The organism is Nocardioides sp. GXQ0305 (assembly GCF_050880345.1).
Classification (GTDB): domain Bacteria; phylum Actinomycetota; class Actinomycetes; order Propionibacteriales; family Nocardioidaceae; genus Nocardioides.
Window position 1 is genome coordinate 358,457 of the sequence record NZ_JBNYXG010000002.1, and the last position, 16,919, is coordinate 375,375.

The 16,919-nt window shown below is 66.1% G+C and carries 11 protein-coding genes and 1 pseudogene; 8 read left to right on the forward strand and 4 right to left on the reverse strand.

Annotated features, from left to right (window positions below; all coding sequences use genetic code 11):
• Positions 1-86 precede the first annotated feature (86 nt).
• The 4 genes from ACQ1X7_RS06575 (at position 87) to mobF (ending at position 11,992) form a co-directional block, all read left to right on the forward strand.
• The gene (locus tag ACQ1X7_RS06575; RefSeq protein ID WP_432477369.1) at positions 87-3,689 is read left to right on the forward strand and encodes an AAA family ATPase; all 3,603 of its coding nucleotides are present in this window, start codon (positions 87-89) and stop codon (positions 3,687-3,689) included.
• Positions 3,690-3,742: 53 nt separating this feature from the next.
• On the forward strand, positions 3,743-7,036 hold the full coding sequence (locus ACQ1X7_RS06580; RefSeq protein ID WP_432477370.1) for a helicase-related protein: 3,294 nt from the start codon (positions 3,743-3,745) through the stop codon (positions 7,034-7,036).
• Positions 7,037-9,103, forward strand: coding sequence for a UvrD-helicase domain-containing protein (locus tag ACQ1X7_RS06585; protein WP_432477371.1), 2,067 nt, complete (start codon positions 7,037-7,039; stop codon positions 9,101-9,103).
• Positions 9,104-9,439: 336 nt separating this feature from the next.
• Positions 9,440-11,992: a MobF family relaxase gene (gene mobF, locus ACQ1X7_RS06590; RefSeq protein WP_432477372.1), complete on the forward strand. Its 2,553-nt coding sequence runs from the start codon at positions 9,440-9,442 to the stop codon at positions 11,990-11,992.
• 9 nt (positions 11,993-12,001) lie between these two features.
• On the opposite strand, the gene ACQ1X7_RS06595 is transcribed toward mobF, so the two are convergent.
• Together ACQ1X7_RS06595 and ACQ1X7_RS06600 are read right to left on the reverse strand one after the other, a co-directional pair.
• On the reverse strand, positions 12,002-12,283 hold the full coding sequence (locus ACQ1X7_RS06595; RefSeq protein ID WP_432477373.1) for a hypothetical protein: 282 nt from the start codon (positions 12,281-12,283) through the stop codon (positions 12,002-12,004).
• A gap of 233 nt (positions 12,284-12,516) precedes the next feature.
• Positions 12,517-13,176 (reverse strand): helix-turn-helix domain-containing protein, encoded by a 660-nt coding sequence (locus ACQ1X7_RS06600; RefSeq protein WP_432477374.1) that lies wholly within the window; start codon positions 13,174-13,176, stop codon positions 12,517-12,519.
• Positions 13,177-13,283: 107 nt separating this feature from the next.
• Between ACQ1X7_RS06600 and ACQ1X7_RS06605 the strand changes: the two genes are divergently transcribed.
• From ACQ1X7_RS06605 to ACQ1X7_RS06620, 4 genes are all read left to right on the forward strand, one after another.
• On the forward strand, positions 13,284-13,532 hold the full coding sequence (locus tag ACQ1X7_RS06605; RefSeq protein ID WP_432477375.1) for a helix-turn-helix domain-containing protein: 249 nt from the start codon (positions 13,284-13,286) through the stop codon (positions 13,530-13,532).
• 2 nt (positions 13,533-13,534) lie between these two features.
• Entirely contained in the window at positions 13,535-13,855 is a 321-nt protein-coding gene (locus ACQ1X7_RS06610) for a hypothetical protein (RefSeq protein WP_432477750.1), read from the forward strand.
• Between the two features lie 105 nt (positions 13,856-13,960).
• A complete protein-coding gene (locus ACQ1X7_RS06615) occupies positions 13,961-14,332 on the forward strand; it encodes a hypothetical protein (protein ID WP_432477376.1) in 372 nt (123 codons plus the stop codon).
• Positions 14,333-14,443: 111 nt separating this feature from the next.
• Positions 14,444-15,457 carry a Fic family protein gene (locus ACQ1X7_RS06620; protein WP_432477377.1) on the forward strand — a complete coding sequence of 338 codons (1,014 nt, stop codon included), beginning with the start codon at positions 14,444-14,446 and terminating at the stop codon, positions 15,455-15,457.
• Between the two features lie 175 nt (positions 15,458-15,632).
• On the opposite strand, the pseudogene ACQ1X7_RS06625 reads toward ACQ1X7_RS06620, so the two are convergent.
• Both ACQ1X7_RS06625 and ACQ1X7_RS06630 read right to left on the reverse strand, forming a co-directional pair.
• Positions 15,633-15,791 (reverse strand): annotated as a pseudogene (locus ACQ1X7_RS06625) (DUF255 domain-containing protein); the annotation flags it as partial.
• A gap of 77 nt (positions 15,792-15,868) precedes the next feature.
• The gene (locus ACQ1X7_RS06630) at positions 15,869-16,918 is read right to left on the reverse strand and encodes a TIGR03032 family protein (RefSeq protein WP_432477378.1); all 1,050 of its coding nucleotides are present in this window, start codon (positions 16,916-16,918) and stop codon (positions 15,869-15,871) included.
• Between the last annotated feature and the right edge of the window lies 1 nt (position 16,919).

A 16,919-nucleotide genomic window follows, 5' to 3' on the forward strand; every position in this document is an offset into this window, starting at 1 on the left:
TCAGGGTTCCTTGGCACGACTCCGGTTGGACAGGAAGCATCTGCGTGGACCCAGCGAACAACGGTTCCTGCCTCCGCTTGTCGCGGGTGGCTGCAGAGCGAAACGATGCCTTGGAGATTGCCAATGCGGGCAAGCTCTGGTCCGAGCTTGATGCTGCGGAGTTGCCGCCTTGCCACGCGGAGCGCGCTGGCTTCATGTCGGCCTCGGACCGACGAGTCCTGAAGCGACACCCATACTCCGATTGGAATGAGACCTACAAGAAGTTCCAGCCGGTGTGGCTCTCACTCCCGGCATACTCAGCGGACTGCGTGCCCTTCCGTTGGATGCTGCGCGAGAACGCGATTGACCTCGCCGATGCGCTGGACATCGACTACGAAGCACGCCTGGAAGAGCACGTCGACACAGAAGCAAACCTGAAATCACCTGCGTGGATCCAGCACGAACGCAACCAACGAGCGATGCTCGACACGTTCTTCAGCGCGGTTCGGCCCGGTGCTTCCTTGGCGTTCTTCTACGCCAAGGAGACGCCTCTCTCTGATGACCCGAGGCGCGCGCTCATCGGTGTCGGCCGCGTCTCTGCAGTGTCCGGTAGTCAGCCCTACGGGAACACCTCCGGTGGATTCGGGTCAGTCACATGGGAAACCCCGGTCGAGCACTCAATCCGGCCGACCATGCAGGACGGCTTCCTTCTGCCTTACCACGCCCTCCTGGAGCTCGGAAAGTCCGGATCGATCCATCCCAGGGACTACGTCGTCCATGTTCCGGATGAGTTCACGACACAGTTTTCGTACGCCACTGAGCACGTGACCCACGACGCGGCCCTAAGCCTTCTTCTGCAGGTGGTCCAGAGCCTCGACCGGTTCGCGACCTTGGTTCCCGGCGACTGGGACGGCGTCAAGAGTTGGCTCAGCGACCGCGTTGCCGAAGTGTGGGACGCGCGCGGCGGATACCCGGGTCTGGGGGCGGCGCTCACTGCATTCGGCATGCCGCAGGGCGTCCTGTTCTCGCACACGATTCGCTCTGCGACCGGTGATAACGACGACCCTTGGGACGTCGTCGACGCGGTGTTCAAAGACCCGGCTCGGCACCCCGAGATCGCACCACGACCCAGCGAGATGCTTCGAAAGGTCTGGTCGTCGCTACCAGACACCCGGCGCGATCTCCTCAAGCTCGTGTCGCGCTTCGACCTGACGATCGAACAGGCGAAGCGGATGTACGTCGACACCGAGCGTTCGAAGGCGAGGATCGAAGACGCCGATCACGAGCTGCTCGCAAACCCGTATCGGTTGTACGAGGTCGATCGGTTCAGCCCAGACGCCATAGCGTTGACCACGATCGATCGTGGAGTGTTCCCGGTCCCCAAGATTCGCGAGCGTTTCCCGTTGGATGCCCCGTCACGGGTTGACGACGCTTTGGACGAGCGCCGAGTCCGCGCCCTGACGATCTCGGAACTTGAGCGCGCCGCCGACAGCGGCCACTCCCTCCAGGCCCAGAGCTCCGTCGTCCAGGCCATCCGCGACAAGGCGATCGACCCACCCTGCCCGCTGACAAGCGACATCGTCGCGGTTGCGGAGGAAACCTTCGGACCCGAGATCACCGTGACCACCATGGCCGACGGAGCCGCGGCCTACCAGTTGAATCGGCTCGCGGCCAGCCGGGTCAAGATCGCCACCCTCGTCCGCAAGCGCGCTGGTGCGAAGGGCCTCCAAGTGGACGCCGACTGGCCCAAGGTCATCAACTCGCTCCTTGGGGCATCGGCCAAGGACGATCCAGATGAGGCGCTGGCGCGCCAGGAAAAGGCCGCCGCACTTGAGGTCCTGGCGAAATCACGAATCTCGGTACTGATTGGTCCGGCTGGCACCGGGAAGACAACGCTTTTGCGTGCGCTCTGCGGTTTGCCGGAGGTCGAACGACGCGGCGTACTTCTGCTGGCCCCGACCGGGAAGGCGCGAGTGCGCATGCAAACTGCGATTGGGCAGAAGGCCTTTACCCTCGCCCAGTTGCTCGTTCGCTCCGGCCGCTACGACCCCAACACCGGGCGGTACCTGCGAAGCAACCAGGCGAAGGTCAGCGGCTACTCCACGGTGGTCGTAGACGAGTGCTCCATGCTCACCGAAGAGCAACTCGACGCTCTCCTCGACGGGCTCGAAGGATACGAGCGACTCATCCTCGTCGGGGACCCACGCCAACTGCCGCCGATCGGAGTCGGGCGGCCCTTCGTCGACATCGTTGAGCACATGCGTGACACCGGTGGCGTCGCGGGGTTCCCCCTCGTCGGCTCCTCGTACGCGGAACTCACAGTGAGGCGGCGCCAGCTCCTGACCGAGGCTGCTGGCGGCGAGCGGCCGGACCTGGTCCTTGCGGACTGGTTCTCGGGGATGGCGATCCCGCCAGGCGGCGACAGCATCTGGGACGAGCTCGGGAGATCGAGCGACCTCGGGTCGCTATCGGTCAGGCAATGGACGACATCCGAGGAACTTCACGCACTACTGAAGTCTGAGCTCGCCGCCTCGCTGACGGAGATGACCGACGCCGACGACGCGCTCGGCTTTCAGTCGTCGTACGGCGGTTCAGTCAGCGGCGAGTACGTGTACTTCAACATCAGCAGTGCCGCGAAAGTCGAGGCGTGGCAGATCCTCTCGCCGATCCGAGGGGAGGCGGGCGGGGTGAACGAACTCAACCGCCTCCTCCAACGCACGTATCGCAGCGCAATGCTTGACCTCGCCAACGAACCGGTCTTCTGGAAGCGGAGGATCCCCGAGCCGGTAGGACCGCAGGACATCGTCTACGGCGACAAGGTGATCAACGTCCGAAACAAGTCGCGACACAAGTTCTGGCCGCAAAAGGACGATGCACTCGCTTACGTTGCCAACGGCGAGATCGGCGTCGTGACCGGAGCGTTCAAGCGGCGCGGCTCCAAGGTCTCGCTCAACCAGTGGGAAGTAGCCTTCGCCACTCAGCCCGAGATCGCCTACAAGTTCCGAAAGTGGGAGTTCGGGAATGACGATGGCAGCCCAATCCTGGAGCTGGCCTACGCCATCACGGTGCACAAATCCCAAGGAAGCGAGTTCGGCACGACCTTCGTCGTCATTCCGAGTCCGTGCCGCCTGCTAACCCGGGAACTGCTCTACACAGCGCTCACCCGGCAGCAGCAGAGAGTTGTCCTCTTCATGCAGGGCGACCTCGCCGAACTCCGTGACCTCACGTCGCCGAAGTACTCCGAAACTGCGGCCCGCGTCACGAACCTCTTCAACGCCCCGAAGCCAGTCGAGATCGATGGCCGCTTCATGGAGGAGGGGCTGATTCATCACACCCGCAAAGGCATCCACGTCCGCTCGAAGTCCGAGGTCATCATCGCCGACCTGCTGTACTCGAAGGGCATCGACTTCGTGTACGAGCGGGAACTCGTCATCGGGGACGCGAAGAGACTCCCCGACTTCACGGTCGAAGACGCAGACACTGGTGAAACCTTCTACTGGGAGCACCTCGGCATGCTCAACAACGCCTGGTACCGCCGAAAGTGGAAAGCGAAGAAGGCTTGGTACACCTCCCACGGCATCATGAAGCGGGGCACCGGCCCGGGCGAGGATCCCGAGGGCACGTTGATTGTCACCGTGGACGGCCCCAACGGATCCATCTCGTCCGCGGAGATCGAGCAACTCGTCGACGAAGTCTTCATGGGCGGCTAGTCATGACTGCACCCGGCTCCGCCGTTCTCCGCTCCACCCACGGGTACCACCCGGTGACCACCGACCTCGACTCGATCCTGCGCGCTGGCGGGTTCGAACAACTCCTCGTCTTTGGTCCCGGTGTGCCCGACGTAGTGGACCTGGTGTCCGAGACCCGTGTTGTCCCGGAACCCCCTGTCGAACTCCCGCAGGGCATCTACTGGTTCTCCGGCGTCAGCCCCTCCATCGCGCTCTCGGTCTCCAACGGCGGATCGCCAGGCGCCAGCACGTCACTCGACCCCGACCAGATCCCGCCCGGCTCGGCGCTGGACAACGCACTTGGATGGGTCGACTCGTCGTGGGACATGGCCACACCCGTCGCCATGCCGGCCTTCTCCGTCGGACAGGACGTCATCGTCAGTGGGGACGGTAAGGACGGAGTAGTTCGTCCCAACCGGCGCTACGTCGGAGGGAGCTGGCTGTATCAGGTCTTCTCCGGTGGCCAGGTCGTACGACGCAATGAGCAAGACCTCCAAGCACGGCCGATGATCGACGACGCCTCCACGTGGGTCACGGGTCCCCCGGTGGCCCCCAAGCGCTTCGCGGCGACCCTCACCCGGGCAAAGCTCGAAGGCAACTTCACCGACACGATGTTCTCGTTCCGGGCGACGCGCACCTTGTTCCGGCCGTATCAGTTCAAGCCGGTGCAAAAGCTCCTCGACACCGGAACGCTGCGGCTGCTGATCGCCGACGAGGTCGGCCTTGGAAAGACAATCGAGGCCGGCCTCGTCTGGACCGAGATGGAGGCCCGGCGCCAGGCCGACCGAGTCCTCGTCGTATGCCCCAGCTCCTTGGTCGAAAAGTGGAAGCGCGAGATGGAGGACCGTTTCGGGTTCATCCTCGTCGAGCTGGATAACGCCGGTCTGGCAGATCTTCTCGACCGGCTTGAGACCGATCGTGTCCCGCGCCGGGTCGCGTACATCAGCAGCATTGAGCGCCTCCGCGTCTGGGACGGCATCGAACGAGCCACCGAGCTCGGTCTGCAGTTCGACCTCTCGATCATCGACGAGGCCCACGCGTTTCGAAACTCCGACACCAAGAGCTTCGAGCTGGGCGAGCAGATCCAGGACTGGTCCGACGCTCTCGTGATGCTGTCTGCGACACCGGTCAACCTGCGAAACCGCGACCTCTTCAACCTGCTCTCGCTCCTCGTCCCGGGCGAGTTCGACGACGTCGAGTCCCTTGAACGACGCATCGCCCCTAACTCGGTGCTCCACAGGATCACCCGGTCGTTGACTGATCCGAGCGTGACCAACGCGGATAGGCGCGCTTGGCTCCAGGAACTTGAGCAGGACACGTTCGGCTTCATCCTCACCTTGCGGCCGGACTACAAGGTGCTCCAGGACGTTCTCGAAGCTGAGACGCTGGACGCCGCCGGCGCCGTCGCGGTCAAGCGTCTCTGTGCCGAGTTGCACGGCCTCTCGGCCCAGATCACCCGTACGCGCAAGGTCGACGTGCAGGAGGAGAAGCCGCTGCGCGAGCCCCGACGCATCCCGGTCGACTTCAATCCAAGCGAGGCTGCGTTCTACGAGGCGTACTACGAGTGGTGTGTGGAGCGCGCCACTATGGCCGACATGCCCCTGCATTTCGCGATGCAGATGCCCCTGCGCCTAGCCGGCAGCTGCCTTCCCGAGGCGGCGAGGTACGTGCTTGAGTGGGGAAAGAAGCCGGACGTCGAGGTCGAAGACTCGGCCGACGTACCCGCGACGAAGTCGTCAGACATCGCCCCTGGGACGACCCTCGTTCGGCTCGCGCAAAACCTCAAGACGGACACCAAGTACGACCAGCTCGGCGCGGCGCTCACCGACCTGATGCGCCAGGGCAAGCAGGCCATTCTGTTCACCTTCTCGCGGAGGACCCTGCGATACCTAGAGCAGCGTCTCGGGCGGGACTTCCGAATCGGCATGCTCCACGGCGGGGTGCCGAAGCACCGACGCGAACGGATCATGTATGACTTCCGAAGGGGACACTTCGACCTCCTGTTGGCAAGCAAGGTCGCGAGCGAAGGTCTGGACTTCGAGTTCTGCTCCGCCGTCATCAACTACGACCTGCCGTGGAACCCAATGGAGGTGGAGCAGCGCATCGGCCGTATCGACCGCATCGGGCAGGTCGAGAAGAAGATCGGCGTCCTCAACTTCCACACTCCAGGCACCATCGAATCCGACATCATCGAGCGCGTCATGGACCGGATCCAGGTCTTCGAGCACTCCATCGGCGAGCTCGAGCCGATCATCGAGTCCGAATGGAAGAGCGTCGAGCGCCTGCTGTTCGACTTCTCCCTGGACCCCGAACAGCGCCGCCTCCGCGCCGATCAGATGATCCAAGCCATAGAACAGCAGGCACAGGACCGCGAGTTCATCGAGTCCGCAGCCCCGATGCTCATCAGCAGCGACGGAGCCGATATCGACGGCCTCGAAAGGGATCTTCTCGCCAGCGGCCGCTACGTGGGCCAAGCCGAGCTCGGACTCCTCGTGCAGGACTGGGCCGAGACGTTCGGAGGGTCTGTCGGGCGCGAGAAGACCACCTTGCGAGTCCGTGGCAACGAAGAGCTCGCCGACCATGTCCAGGCACTGGTCCGCACCGGAGAGCGCCGTGCCACAGAAGTACAGGAAGTCGCCTCACAGTTGCGCGACGGACAAGACCTCATCGTGTCTCTGGACCAAGAACAGTCCCGGATCACCGACATCCCACTGCTCACCGCAACCCATCCACTCACCCGCGCCGCCGTCGGGACGCCTGGCCATAGGCACGGGAGGTTCACTCTGCTGCGAATGCCGCCCGCCACTGCTGGCGTGCCGGCGGGCATCTACCTCTCCCTGCTCGCCGTCGTGCACTGGAACGGCGTTCGCCCCATCCATGAGGTCTGGTCCTCCAGCATCGATCTCCGGAAACTGTCGGATGTCGGTGATTCCCTTGGCTCGGCCATCATGAAGGAGTTGGCCACGGCCTCGTACCAGGCCGGCCCGCTCAGGGATCATCCGAATCTGGTCGAAGCCGTCGATCTCGCCACGATGAACCTGGAGGCACGAGTGGCAACGCGACGCACCGACCTAGCGCTGGAGAACCACGCTTTCATCGAAACCCGGCGCGCGTCCTTCAAGGACGTGCATGAACGCCGACTGAGGGCCATCGACAAGCGGCTCCAGACGCTGATCGAGCGCAACCGGACCAAGATGATTCCGCTCGCGGAGGGCAAGCGTCGCAAGGAAGTGGCCCGGTTCGAGGGGCAGCTGGCCACACTCGACGGCGCCGCCGCCCCGTCGCTGACCACAGATGACCTCGCGGTCTGTGTGGTGGAGGTGGGCTAGTTGGCGACGCATCCCGACCTGCCGTTCGAGCAAGCCAAGAACAAGGAGTACCTGGAGAAGCTCGAGCGGAAACTGGCACGCAACCCGCTTCAGGCCGTTGCCCGCAACGTGATCTGGATCGATCAGGTTGACCACCAGATCAAGGTCGCCGGCTACCACCACCCACTCCTCGGCAGAGTCGGATGCGGCGATGCCGCTGAGGAGGACCTGCGTGACTTCTACATCGGCTCCCGGTACATCGATGACGGCGACGTGCTGGTCTACAGCTGGGCGGCGCCGATTGCGCGACTCTTTTTCCAGCCCGACTGCGAGGGCTCGGAGCACGTCGTGGTCCGTCGGACCTTCTCTCACAAGAACATCGAGGTCAGCGACCTCGATGACGAATGGGCCAAGGAGGGAGCACCCTCGCCCTTCGTCCGACGCGAATTGAATGTCCCCGCGCCGGCGCCAGGGCCATCGATCCGTCGCCGTACTCCGGCACAGCCACCGACGCCCACTCCCCTTCCGCCAAGTCCCGTGCCGGGCTCACCGACTCCGCAGGCCACAAGCCCTGAGACCCCGGAGTCGGCTCGCCCCGACACGAAGACGGTCCGGGTGCGCAGGATCGAGGACATCAGCATCGGCATGCGCGCGAAGCAGGCCGTCCTCAAGCGCGTCACGGCCCCCCGCCAGGAGCGCCTCATGTCCGTGCTCGCCCTCCTCCAGCCCGACCAACACGCGCTCACCTCCTGGCCGGCCGACCAAGACCTTGTGGTCCAAGGTCACCCCGGAACTGGAAAGACCGTCGTCGCTGCCTACCGCGCCGCCTACCTCGTCAACCCCGCCCTCTACGATGAAGGTGGCGTGTTCTCATCCCGTGCTGATCGGCCGCTCCGCGTGCTCGTCGTCGGCCCCACCACGGGCTACGTCAACCACGTCCGAGGCCTCATCGAGCCGCTCGCGCCAGCCAAGCAGGTCAAGGTCACCAGCATCACCGAGTTCCTCATCGAGACGACCGGGATGAAGGGCACGTGGAGTGGCGGACTCGCCGGCGCGTACGACGACGTCGACCAGCGCGCTGCGGAACTCGTCCGCCGAGCCGGCGCCGCACTGCGTCGCTCCGAGAATCGTCACCAGGTCCAGCTGCCCTCAACAGCACTGCGCAGCGGTCCGAGGAAGCCGAAGCAGGGGAACCGCGACCCGATCAAGGCGCTCTACGAGCTGCTCCGCAGTAACGGCACCACGAGCCGTCCACTCTCCACCGATCCCGATGAGATCCAGTGGATGAAGCGGCTCCCATCCTTCGAGAACGCCACCCAGCGACGCCTGCTGCCACTAATGGCCCAATGCAAACTCGCAGCGGTACAGATCTCCGACGCCGAGCGGTTCGACCACATCATTGTCGACGAGGCCCAGGACATCTCGCCCATCGAATGGACCTTCCTGCTCGAGTTCGTGCGGCGCGGCGGCCACTGGACGTTGGTTGGCGACATGAACCAGCGCCGATCCGATGTCACCTACGGATCATGGAAGCAGATCGCCGAACACCTCGGCTTCTCCGAGATCGAAGAATTCGATCCGCAGGTCATGAGCCGGGGCTACCGCTCCACGGGAGCGATTCTCAAGTTCGCTGATCGACTGTTGCCCGCCAAAGAGCGCGGCAACCAGACAGTCCAAGACGACGGCGAGCCGGTTCAAGGTCGTCGCATTCCGAGGGCGGGGGAACTGACCTCAGCAGCGGTCGAGGCCGCCACGCAACTCACGCGCAAGCACGCGACCGGCTCTACGGCGATCATTACCGTCACGCACCACGAGCTGATCGGCGAGCTTGGCCGCAAGGGCTGGCGCCGCCCAGGCGCCAGCCAGCAACACTGGACCAAGGGGGATTTGGCTCTGCGCCTCCACGTGCCAGAGAGCGCCCGCGGGCTGGAGTTCGACGCTGTGGTGGTCATCGAGCCTGGAGCGTTCCCCGCCAACCTCGGCCGCACGGGCCCGCTCTACACAAGCCTCACCCGCGCCAACAAGGAGCTCGCCGTCATCTGGCACCGCGAACTCCCAGACGCCCTTCGCCGCGCCCTCCGTTCCTGAGCGCGCCCGCGCCGATCGACCCCGTGACGATGCCGGGCGTCTACTCGATCCGGCGGAGTAGATCTCATCGACATCCCTTCCCGCGCCACCATTGACCTTCGCACCTTCCTCCCGATCCACCTCGCTATCAGCACCAAGATCGCCCGCCATATACACCCACTGACGATCACCAACGGCTCCCAGATCTGCGCCCTGGACTCGCCCTCCTCACTGACCCCATCGAGCGGCACGCATGCTACGAAGTTTCGTAGTGGGCGGGGCGTCGATATGGCCGCTGACCTGCGGTTTCACGGTTGTTGGTGGTTGTCGACGGAGGTGATTTCGATGCATGGCGGCATGAAGATCTACCGCGGCGCAGCAGCCGCCGCTCGACACTACGTCGAGGCCGATCGCTCCCGCGCGGACGACTACTACCTCGCCGAGGGCAGCGGGGTCGCGATGCACTTCGCTGCGGGTCTCGACAAGCTCGACCAACGGGTCCGGGTCGAGCGACGGGCTGACATGGACGGCGAGACCTACGAGCGCTGGGTCGCAGGCTTTGACGTCGACACCGGACTCGTGAAGGGACGGCTGCGGAAGGATGACAAGGCAGTTCGGTTCGTCGAAGTCACCGTGAACGGGCCGAAGACCTGGTCGCTCGCAGGCGCGCTTCACCCCGAGATCGCCGAGGCCTACGACGCCGCGCAGCTGGCCGCGGCCGAGGAGATCATCGGCTGGATTGCCTCGCACGCGACGACGCGGGTCGGGCCACGCGACCGGCAGGTACAGGTGCCGGTCGAGCAGATCGAGGCGGCCGTCGTACGCCACTTCACCTCACGGGCGGGAGACCCGCACCGGCATCTGCATCTCCAGTTCAACGCCCGAGTGTTCGCTGCAGGCGCCTGGCGCGGGCTGCACACGGTCGGCGTCCGCGACAGCCTGGAGGCGATCAACGGGATCGGGCACGCGGCGGTGATGACGGATCCGGCGTTCCGGTCGGCGCTGGCGCAGCACGGATTCACGATCGACGCCGAAACGGGCGAGGTCGCCGAGTTGGCTGCGTACGCCGGGGCGTTCAGCGCACGGGCGAAGCAGATCGAGGCCAACATCGACACCTACGAGGCCGAGTGGCGCTCCGAACATCTCGGCGAGGAGCCCGGGCCGGCGCTGCGGCAGGCATGGGATCGGCGAGCGTGGGCCGACGCGCGGCCGGACAAGGTGGTGCCTACAAGCGGTGAGGAACTGCGGCACCGCTGGATGGAGGAGTTGCACGAGCTCGGCTACGTCGCTCCGGCGCCAGGCGCTCCACTACCCGTGTTGCGGACGGGCGCCGTCGACCGCGACGGCGTGGTCGAGCTGGCTCTCGTCCGGCTGGGCTCACGTCGCTCGGCGTGGAACGCGGCCGACGCCCGGGGTGAGGTCGAGCGGATCATCGCGTCCGGCGGAGGCGTGGTCGACGGGGCCGTGCGCCGTGAGTTGGCAGAGGATCTGACCGCTCGCGTCATCGCCGCCTCACGCCAGCTACTCCCCCGATCGGACGTGCCCGAGCACGTGCGTTCGTTCACGTCGGTCGACGTGCTGGCCGTCGAGCACGAGATCGTCGACCGCCTTGCGGCCCGTGCCGAGGCCAAGACGATCACCGTGATCGAGGGCGCGGCCGGGGCTGGCAAGACCGCCCGGCTCGCGGCAACCCGCGAGCGCGCGATCGCGGCCGGGCGTCGGATGGTCGTGGTGACACCGACCCTCAAGGCGGCCCAGGTCGTAGTGGGCGCGATCGGCGCGGCGTCGTACTCCGCAGCCTGGCTGCTCCACCAGCACGGCTTCCGCTGGGACGAGGACGGTCGGTGGACTCGCGTCGACTCCGTGCCCGACGTCAGCGCCCGACTACGTCGAGGCGACCTGCTCGTCGTCGACGAGGCGGGCATGGTCGACCAGAACACTGCCCGCGCGCTACTCCGCCTGGCCGACGAGACCCAGGCACTCGTGGTGCTGGTCGGCGACCGCCATCAGCTCCCCGCCGTCGGCCGTGGCGGGGTCCTGGATCTGGCGATCAGGTACGCGCCCGATCGCGTGCAACAGCTCGACGGCGTACGCCGCTTCAAGGACCCCCGCTATGCCGAGCTGTCGGTGCGGATGCGGACGGGCACCGCGCCCGGCCAGGTGTTCGATGAACTCCTCGCCCGCGGCGAGATCGTCATCCACGCCAGCGACGTCGAGCGGGCCCGACGCCTTGCCGCTGAAGCCAGCGTCGGCAAGCTCGTCGTCGCCGACACCCGCGAGCAGGTGGGCCGCATCAACGCCTTCGCGCACCGGATCCGCAAGGCGGCCGGTGAGGTCGACGAGCAGGTGTTGACCGCGGCTGGTGAACGGCTCGGCGTCGGGGACAGGATCGCGACCCGACGCAACGACCGCGATGCCGACGTCGCCAACCGTGAGCTGTGGACCGTCGTCTCGTGTGATCGGGGTGCGCTCGCCGTGCGGGGCGAGGCGGGGACTCGTGTGTTGCCGCCCGACTACGTGCGTCGCGATGTCGAGCTCGCCTACGCCACGACCGCCTACGGCGCGCAAGGCGCCACTGTCACCGAGAGTCATGTGCTGTTCAGCGAGCACAGCGGCGCCGCGTCGGCGTACGTCGGGATGACGCGCGGGCGGGAGCGAAACGTCGCGCACCTCGCCGCCGAATCCGTCGAGGATGCGCGCAAGCAGTGGTGCGACGTGTTCGGCCGGGACCGTGCCGACCTCGGGCCGGCCCACGCACGACAAGCGGCGGCCGAGGCGATCGAGCGCTACGGACCGAAGGCTCCGCCGCGTCGGCCATCGACTCGGCCACCAGCGGCGCCCCGCTCGCCAGCGCCAGAGCCGACATACCGCCCGCCGGTTCGGATTTCGACGCCTGGCCTCGGCCTGTGAGGACTCTGCTCAGTTCCGCAGCGAGTCACCGAGGAGCGGAAGAATGTGGTCGCTGATCAGCTCCCTTGATTTCGGGGTGTCGGACACCTTGGTCAACGTCTGCCGATACGAGCTCGGGAGCGTGACCGGGGACGATCGGAAGTCCCGGACCCAGTTCACTCCCACGCGGTGCCCGTCGACCGACGGCTCCGTCACGACCCCGATCGCCTTGACGAGCATCGTCTTGAAGTCGTTGTTCATCTGCTTGGCGATGAGCACATCGCCAACCTCCATGAGCGCGAGGTTCGGCACCTGCTTCTAATAGCTCGGGTGCGACTCCCAGTCGTGCCACCCCAAGACCCACAAGTCCGCTTCGATCCAGTCGTCGAGCATCTCCCGCGCCCCTTGGCCGTGCCAACCGCCATGGATGGTCCCGACCATGAAGTAGTTCGTCATACGGTTCACTTCTTCCTGCGGCAGACTCAGTAGTCGAGGCTGTCGGCCGGGAGAATGAGCGTCGGGCCGTTCGCGGCAGGTACCTACCATCACTCCGGCGGCCGCGGGTCGAACCGTGTCCTGCGCTGTCGACGAGGCGGCGCCGGAGGGGGCTTCGGGATGTACTCGTAGTCGCGGATCCGGGCCCGAGGCGCGAGGAACCCGTCCTCGAAGATGATGGACCGCAGCCCATCGAGCTCCAGCGGCGCTGTCGCCAACCTGACTGCCGGAGCCCAGGCCTCGCGCACCGGGTCGGGCAGGTCGAGCTCGTCCCAGAGGTCGACCAGCAGGCCGCCGTCCATCCAGCGGATCATCTGCTGGGGCAGGCCGCGGCGAATGAGCTGCTCGTAGACACCCCGCCGCTCGTCACGGTCGCGCATGTTCCAGGTACGCATGCCGGTGTCCCGGATCCCGTCGGGGATGCGCAGTGTCGCGAAGCACGTCGGCGGTTCAACCGCCCAGAGCATGCTCGGCGCCCAGAACTTCACGATCCCCGGCGGATGGTGCTCCACCCAGTCGACGTGGGCTCGCAGCGTGAACTCGTAGCCCATCGCCTCCAGGATCCGTGACGCGACCTTCAAGGACGGCGACTTCAAGCCGCGCTCGTACTGCGACAGCGTCGTCTGCGAGGTACCCGAGATGGCGGCGAGCTCGACCTGCGTCAGGCCCCTGGCCCGGCGCGCGATCCCCAGCAGGAACGAGCGGTCCATCAGCGCCGCGATATCCGATCGACTCTATTTGGCCCTTCCGTTGGCAACGCCCGCACACCTACCTGTCGCCCACGATCCTCGCGGGCTTCGGCCAACCAGGAGGAACCATGAACAGCACCACCCACGACGTCCCCTTCCACGCCCGCCACGACGACGAGCTGCTCACGCTCTACGACGTCGCCGAGATTCTGCGGACCCCGGTGAACACCGTGCGCTGGTGGCGTCAGGAAGGCACAGGCCCGGAGTTCTTCAAGATCGGACGGCGGCTCTACACGACCGTCGGCGACCTGCGCACCTTCATCCGGGCCCAGCGGATCGCCTCTCAGCCGGTGCTCGGCAAGCCGAAGGCGGTGTGACCATGCACTGGCCAGCAGATGCCGGGGAGGACGCCGACCCGCGCCACGTCTTCCTCGACGCGCACGACGTGATGGCGCGCTACGGATGGGGCAAGACGAAGGGCTACCGGAACCTCAAGGACCGCTCGCTCGTGCCGGCGCCGGTCATGACCCACCCCGACCGGTGGCGGCTCGATCAGCTGCTGGGGTGGGAGGAGAAACGAATGGAGTTGGCCGAGGCGGCGCTGGAGGCGCTCGTCGCACCCGGGCGCCACGAGGTGGACGTCGCCGATCTGCTCCCCAAGTCGAAGAGACCGTCTGCTCGACGAAGGCGATCGGCCTGACCGCCCGTACAGGCAGGCCCACTGCTTGCGGCGAACACCCACGACCTGACAGACACCGAACAAATCGAGGTGCTCGACGTCGTTGGCGGCAGGCACACTGACGTCATGGCCGACGATGACCCGGGTGCGCTCGCGAAACTGGACGCGTTCATCGCGCGCCTGGAGGAACTCCGCGACCTCGCCGTCGACGGAGTCATTGATGCCGAGCTCGCATACCGCGCGTCGCAGCCCGAGCGAGAACTCGCATGCTGCTGGTGCGGCTACGACATGACTGAACATGACGACGGGGCCGGAGAACGCCTCGGCGCGATCCCGCACCCGTTCAGGGCCTCTGGGACGAAGTCGATCGCGTGGCTGCTGGATGTGCCCGGGCAGCGCGAGCCGTTCGCGCACGACCACGCCAGGACGCCCGATCTGGAAGAGATCTGCGTCCGATGCCGGATGGAAGCCCGAGAACCCAGACCCGCGAGAACTTGAGTAGATCGTTTTGATCGACGTCTGACTACTCAACTAGCTTAGCATGGCGCATACTTGAGTAGATCATTTAGCAAGCAGACTTGCTACTCAACTTGCAGGAGCAACACGACCATGGGCCGAGGACGACCGTCACGGGAGACCGTTTACGCGCGCCTGGAAGCTGGTGTCGCGGAATTGAACAGCCGCCTCGGCGGTCTCCCCTCGCCCAACGAGTCCCAGTTCATCTGGTCGGACATCTGGCACCTCGAAGCCCACCACTCCACGGCCCTGGAAGGCAACACGCTCGTCCTCCGCGAGGTAGAGGCGCTGTTGGACAAGGGCCGCGCGGTCGGGGCCAAACCGCTCAAGGAGTACATGGAGGTACAGGGCTACGGTCAGGCTGCCCAGTGGGTCTACAGCCAGGCGCTCGAACCCTTGCACTGGTACGACGGCGACCTGATCAGCGTGTACGAGGTCCGCACCATCCATTCAGAGGCGATGACGCCGGTGTGGGGGGTCGCGCCGCATCCCGAGGCAACTGATCGGGAATCGCCGGGCAATTTCCGCGAACACGACATCCATCCGTTCGATGGCGGCATGACTCCCCCGTCGTGGCCCCTCGTGCCCGCACAGCTCGACGGCTGGGTCCAGCGGGTCAACGACAGCGCTGAGGTCCTGCACTCGCGACAGACCACAAGGCCGTGGCCAGAAGAGCTGGCAGCGATCCACAACGAGTTCGAGTGCATCCACCCGTTCATCGACGGCAACGGCCGAACCGGACGCCTGGTGCTCAACCTGCTGCTCGTCCGGCTCGGCTACCCACCCGTCGTGATCTTGAAGCAGCACCGCCCGCAGTACCTGTCCGCGATGCAACGGGCAGACAACGGGGACTACGGCCCGCTCGGCGAGCTGCTCGCTCGCGCGATGTACGACAACCTCAACCGGTTCATCGTCCCCAACCTCGCGGGCCCCGCACGACTCGTCCCGCTCGCAGCCCTGGTCAACAAGGACTTCACCCTCTCCGCCCTCCGACAGGCAGCGCAACGCGGCCGACTCGAGGCATACCAAGGAACCGACGGAACCTGGCGAAGCAGCCGCAAGGCCGTCGAGGCCTACAAGCGCGCCAAGGGCCAGCGGAGAGCCTGACGACCGCCCACCACTGGCTGCCAGTGACGAGCCTGAAGTGATGCACGAGAGTGATGCACGAAGCCCCGGAAACGGTGTCCAACGGCGGCACTCGCCGATTCGGCGCGAACCGCCACTAGGCCGCTGACCTGCGGTTTCGCAGATTTCCGTCGACAGTCGCCCATCGAGGAACCTCGTGGCACCAGTGGCACGCGGCGTACCCGACGGAGAGCAGCACGGGCACCCCGCGCCGCCGCGCCTCCTCGAACGGCCCCGGCCCCCACTCCCACCAGTCCACCGGGTTGTCGGCGTGCTGGAGCAGGTACGGCGACGTCGCGTTTGCCAATCTGTTCACGCTGCCAGTCTGCCGTCCGGTGGTGGCGGACCGCTCGTGCCGGCCGTGCGCTCAGGCTCCCAGGTGGCGGAACCGCCTCACCGGGCCGCCCCGACGGGCTCACGATGGCCAGGGAGCAACCAGACCTCGTCGCTCTCACCGGGTGGACCCCCGAACGTCGGGCAACGCGTCTCCGGGGCGACTTGCACGTCGAAGATCTCTTCCACACCGTTGGCGAACTGCAGGGTGGCGATGGTGTTGCCCGTCGCGAGCTCGATGATCCCGACGCCACACTTGAGCTGATCATGATGGGCGGCGATGGGCGCGCCCCCGAAGATGGCGGTTTCGCGGATCTTGGACAGTCCGATGAAGGCCAGACCGCGATGGATCGCCAGCCCTCGGGCGTAGCCGGGGACCGCCGCGACGAGGTCACGGTGGCCGGTGGCCGGGTCGACCCGTTCGAGGCAGCCCATGCCGGAGTTGAGGACGTAGAGGCTTCCGTCGTACCAGCGCGGCGAGTGCGGCATCGAGAGTCCGCTGGTCACCGCCTCGCCCGAAGGGACATCCAGCACCAGCCCCCTGTCATTGCGAACCTCTCGCCACCCTCGAGGCTCGTCCGTGGGTGCCATCACGGTCACGTAGGCCGGCGAGCCGTTCCGCATCGCCAGTCCGTTCAGGTGACAGCGATCCTGGGCGGCCAGCTGCGAGATGAACGAGGGCCGCCAGCGTGGCACGAAGCTGTAGCGAGGGTCGAGGCCTGCCAGGCACGAGAACAGGGTGTTGACGATCCACAGCTCCGGCTCGTCGGACTCCGAGCGGCCCCAGGCGATCTCGTGGCACTGGATCTCGCCCGTGACGGTTGACGACCGGGGCAGCCAACACCGGTCGTACCTGCCGGTGGGCTCGATCGCGGACGCGATCTCGGAGTGCTCCTGCAGTGACCACACCCCGCCCTTGCCGCCCACGGCCAGACGGTCCACGCCGAGGGCGATGCCCATGGCCTGGTCGAACCGACGGAAGGCGAAGTGGAGCCGCCCGTCGGCGACACCGACTGCGATGAGCTGACCAGCCTGGTAGGTGGAGATCAGCAGCGAGCACGCTGCTTCCCCGAGCACCTGGGGGAAGAGGTCGCTGTGGCGGTAGCGCACT